Below are 3,981 nucleotides of genomic sequence, written 5' to 3'. Positions count from 1 at the left end.
ATCCAACTCTAACACCTAGCTGAAACGACCTGAACTGGGGCTCAAGGGTGGTATCTACGCCCTGGCTAAATAAACTTCCGGAGTTACTAAATTCCGGATCATAGCCTAAATAATTGGTTACAGTAAACAGGTTATTAGCCGTAGCATAAATTTTTGCGTACTTAATGGCTTTCAGTTTTAAGGGTACATTATAGGTTACATTAATGGTTCGCAAACGTAAATAAGAGCCATCTTCTATCCAGCGGTCAGAAAAACGGGCGTTCCCTACCGGATCGCCATAAGTAGCTTTTGGTACCGACGTAACTTGTCCATCACCTTTCCACCTGTTGCCAATATTTGGTGTTTGGTTGTAATAAGTACTTCCAGATTCTAGCTGTGCCCTCGTATAATTGTAAACGTCGTTACCGCTAACAAAAGTGATTAAAGCATCTAAACTCCAGTTTTTGTAAGTGAAGGTGTTGTTAAAGCTTCCAAATAAATTCGGATTAGGATTACCAATAACAGTGCGGTCGGCATCGTCAATAATCTTATCGCCATTGCTATCAGTAAACTTTACATCGCCCCCTGTAAATGGTACAAGTGCTCCCAAACTGTTGCGGCTAGATAAACCTGAGGCAGCGGCCTCCGCATTGGTCGCAAAAACACCATTGGTTTTATAACCGTAAAACTGATTGGCCGACTGACCAACCTGGCTGATGTAAGCACCACCTGCATAACTGGTTATAACTGAATTTCCATCAGGTAAACTGGTAATTTTATTGGTTGATGTACCGATGGTTAAACCCGCATCCCATTTTAATTTTTCATTTAGAATCCGACCGTTTAAGGCTAAATCTAAACCATTTGTCTGCATGCCACCATTATTGTTGATAAAAGAAGCACTACCCGTAACAACACTCAGCAATTGATAGCTTAACATATTTTTAGTGCTGTTTCTCCAATAATCTAAGCTGATGCTTAGACGCTCACTAAAAAAGGAGCCATCTATACCAGTATTAAACTTGCGTACGGTTTCCCATTGTAGATTGGGGTTAGCAAAATTTCCGGTTACGATACCCCTGATGCCCAATACATTTTGAGAGGTATAATATTTTCTGGCGGTATAATTCCCAACATCATCATTTCCAACTAAACCATAGCTCATTCTTAATTTCAAAAGGTCAACACGGTGTAAATTGCGCATAAATTTCTCTGAAGAGATTACCCAGGCAGCACCAACAGCGGGTAAAACGGCATAACGGCTTCCATTAATCCTCAAACCATCATCGAAGTTTAAGAAACCCTGATCGGCCTTTGCACCAAAGCGCGAAGATCCATCAACAGCCATTGAGAAATTAACCAGGTATTTATCGGCATAGCTATAATTGGCAGACAGGTAATTGTTCAGCGTACGCCATTTCCCAATATCACCGCCAAATGTTCTAAAAGCGGCATTACTGTTACCAATGCTGATCAATTCATCTGTTGCAGAGTTAAAACCCAAAGCATAGTCCTGCTCGCTTTCGCTCTGCGAATAGCGTGTACCTACAATTGCATGTAATTTACTATATGAGCCGAAAGATTGATCGTAAGTTAAACGCAGATCGTTAAACACATTAAAAAACCTTCCTACCTGCGTACCCAAACGGCTATCGCCTACATAATTGGAAAGCGTATCGTTGGTTACCCCTTTTCTTGGAATAAAAAGCGTTTCCTGTGTTTTATCGTAAGTTACACCACTTAGGTTAGATAGTTTAAAGTTTTTGTTGAAAGTAAAATCGAAATTGATGTTTCCATAAAATCGATAAGCCTTTTTTAAATTTTGTCCTTTCTCGATTAAAGCTCTTGGATTACTCACCTGTAAGGTATCGTAATCCGCTAAATTTGGTGAAACTGCCCCAGTCGAATTTATTTCATTTCTGGCCATAAAAGGCGATTTAACCAAAGCTAAAAACAGTGGGTTGGTTACAGGAGCAATTCCCTGGTCTTTTAAACGCTGCTCTGTATAGGTAAATGATAAACTGGTGCTTCCCTGCAGTTTTTTAGTCAGGTTTAAATCACTATTAAAGCGCGTACTGTATTTTAAATTATCAGTGCTATCAATTACGCCCCGATCTCTGGCATAAGCAGCAGAAAGTGCATACTTCGCAATATTATCGCCACCGGTTACCTTTAAAAAATAGTTCTGATCGAAACTGCTTTTTAATACTTCATTCTGCCAATTCGTTTCATTGTGGTATTTAAAATAATCGGGATTGGTTGGACTGTCGTTCATATAAGGTTTTGCGGCAATGGCACTATTGCTTAAGCCCTGACTTTTTAAAATATCAGAAAGATATAACCTATAATCAGAAGCCCCCATTACAGGTAAGTTTTTAGGCTTGAAATTGAAACCTGCGTAACCAGAAAAATCGATATTGGTGGCCAGATCGTGTGCACGGTTGGTGGTAATTAACACCACCCCATTTGCCGCTTTCACCCCATAAGTCGCTGCCAAAGCCGCATCTTTAATGATGCTGATATTTTCAATATCCCGAACATCGATAAATTGAAGCGGGTTGTTAACATGACCTTTAATTAGCGAAGTACCGTAATTATTGGCATCGAAAATCATTCCATCAACCACATATAAAGGCTGATTTGTAGCATACAGAGAGTTAAATCCTCTGATGAGCACATCGGCACCTACACCAGGCGTTCCTGAGCGCCTGGTAACTTTAACCCCTGCTGCCCTGCCCTGAACGTAACTCATTACACTTTCAGAATTACTGGCCCAGTTGCCTTGCAAACTCACATTACTGATGGCGGGTATTGCCCGCGCCTGAGAAACCGTACCTATCGGCGTAACTACCTCGTTGTAAACCGAGGCAAATGATAACGGGTAAAGTTTGGTTCTGATTTCTTTGTCTTTATAAACCGGTAGCACCTTGGTTTGGAAACCATTACCCGAAATAATAATGCTGGCCTTATAATCGGGTACGACTACAGTAAACCTTCCTTTTTCGTCGGTAATGGCGGCATTAAAACCAGTAACCGTGATATTAATGCCCACTAAAGGCTTATTGGTATTCCCATCGAGCACAACTCCCCTTATTTTTTCACCCTTAACTGCGCGGGCCTTTACTTTTACGGTAGTGGTATCTGTTTCGGTTTTCATCGAATCTACTTCCTGTGCCTGTGCAGCTAAGCCAAACACCAGTAAGCAAAGTAGCATGCCCCAAACTTTTTTTATCGTTGTAAAATTATACATAGTATTTTTTTTGAAAGCAAGATTCATAATTAAGGTAAAACTGGTTCGAAGCGTAGATAATCCAATATGAGTGTACTCACATTTACATTCGTACTGTTTGCAGCGGTTAACCTCACCTGAAAATTGCCAAACTGTGCTGGCGTGTATTCTCCTAAGTAGGTTTCGTTATAGGTTAAGGGATTTACCAGATGGGTATAAAACAAAGTATAACTTACTGTGGCGGGGTTAAAAAAGAAGTAACGCTGTGTAAATGCCGCCACCTGTGGGTCGCCAGGCAAACCAGAAATGGCCCTTGCGTAAACTTTATATTTTACCACAGGTAAATTGGCTTTAGTATAAAACACACCAAATTCGGCATATTTATGGTCATAAACCTCGATATCATTAAAGGTTTTCCCTAAATTATCGAGTTTTGTGCGGTATAAAAGTGTACGTGCAGCACTAACGAATTGTGGTTTTTCACCTTCGATTTTAAATTCTGGTATTTTATCTTTTAAACGGAAAGGCAGTGCATTTACAACATGCACCATCCCGTTACTGGCCCGGTAGGAACGGATAATATTAGCCTTATTGACTGGCACTTTTACGCCTTGTAAAGAAATCAGTGTATCTGGCAACTTTTCAATCGGGTAAACGCCTTTAACGGTTAAATCTTTTACCAAGAAGTAGGAAGCATTCAAATTCGGATCTACACTTGGATAATAGGTTGAAAGTTTTGCCGATTCGGCTGTAAAAGCAGCATCCTGTAATAT

2 protein-coding genes are annotated in these 3,981 nt (G+C 40.3%); both read right to left on the bottom strand.

All coding sequences use genetic code 11. The annotated features are described in order from the left end of the window. Positions 1–3,229: SusC/RagA family TonB-linked outer membrane protein (locus AC1DND_RS21970; RefSeq protein WP_477584743.1), on the bottom strand; the 3,229-nt coding region annotated here is incomplete at its 3' end. Between the two features lie 29 nt (positions 3,230–3,258). Beyond that, positions 3,259–3,981, bottom strand: a 723-nt coding sequence (locus AC1DND_RS21965) for a hypothetical protein (protein ID WP_477584742.1), incomplete at its 5' end; no start/stop codon positions are given.

The sequence above is a fragment of the Pedobacter sp. 01N416 genome (assembly GCF_056399685.1).
This window is presented reverse-complemented; position numbering and strand designations above follow the sequence as displayed.